Raw genomic sequence first — 1,184 nt, forward strand, 5'->3', positions numbered from 1 at the left:
GATTTTACAACACAAGCATTATCATAAACCCAGCAATTGCCATCATGAGAAAGGTTATCTTCCTTTTCAATAAAGCCGCCTAAATCACCAGCTTTAACATCAGCAAAGTCTTTTAAAGCACGAATGCGGTATAAAGTAATCCCTTTAACGTGACTTTCATTTATAAGCTCATATTTTTTAGATACATTTTTAGTGGTCATAGGTAGCTCCCTAATCTAATATTCAAACAAATTTTTAAATGAAATGGTTATAAGCAGGCGCCCCCGCCGCGCCCGCGCCGTTATTTAAGCTGTTTTCCTATGAGGACGACACATAACAAAGCAAATTTCACCATAAGGAGAAAGGCGTTCTGTATAAACATTATTCATTGTGTCACCACAAATATTCTTAGTAACAATAGCCATGCCACATGCATTGGCATTTTCATAAACATGCACTTTACTTACAATTTTTGCACTATCGAAAACATGGGCATTATCATACACATGGGCATTGGCAAAAACCTTTGCTGAATCGTAGACGCGAGCATTACCATATACAAAACCACCAACACCTGCATTGCCATAAACCTGCGCATTTTCGTAAACACGACCAGGGCTCACAACAATGGCCTGATCACCAACCCAGCAATTACCATCATGGGAAAGATTTTCTTCAGATTCAATATAGCCACCAAGTTGACCAGCTTTAACATCACCAAAATCTCTTAACGCCTTAATGCGATAAAGTTTTTTACCTTCGCGAAGAATTGTTTGATTGGTGAGTTGATATTTTGGAGAAGTTTCTTGATTTTTAACTGTAGCTTTCATGCTAGTAATCCTTATCGTAAAAAAGGTTTGTTATTAACACCCCATAAGGGCGTCGGGTGCTAACAAACACGGCGATAAGTCCGTCGTCACACTTTTCTCATAAAGAGTATTGTATGGTGTGACCACACCCGACATAATCATTATATGCTAATCACAACATAAAAGACAGTCAGTATTTTAAAGAATGGGAAAAACCTTATCGTGGTTTATCCGCTTATCGCTAAGTGTTGTTAAGCACTTGACGCCTTTCTAAACGAACCTTTCCTTAAAGTCAATACGTATTTTTTATTTTTTTCACTTTTTTTCATTTTGATACCTACCTAATTGAATACCAAGTGCTTTCTCTAGCTCGTTGTCTATATCATCATAAGTTTT

The 1,184-nt window shown here is 37.2% G+C and carries 1 protein-coding gene and 1 pseudogene; both read right to left on the reverse strand.

What is annotated here, in order from left to right; translation table 11 throughout:
* Positions 1-200: pseudogene (locus ACFINO_RS09850) on the reverse strand (hypothetical protein); the annotation flags it as partial.
* A gap of 84 nt (positions 201-284) precedes the next feature.
* Complete coding sequence (locus tag ACFINO_RS09855; protein WP_375655634.1) at positions 285-809, reverse strand: hypothetical protein; 525 nt, start codon at positions 807-809, stop codon at positions 285-287.
* Positions 810-1,184: the final 375 nt, after the last annotated feature.

The sequence above is a fragment of the Bartonella sp. AA83SXKL genome (assembly GCF_042196965.1).
Classification (GTDB): Bacteria; Pseudomonadota; Alphaproteobacteria; order Rhizobiales; family Rhizobiaceae; genus Bartonella.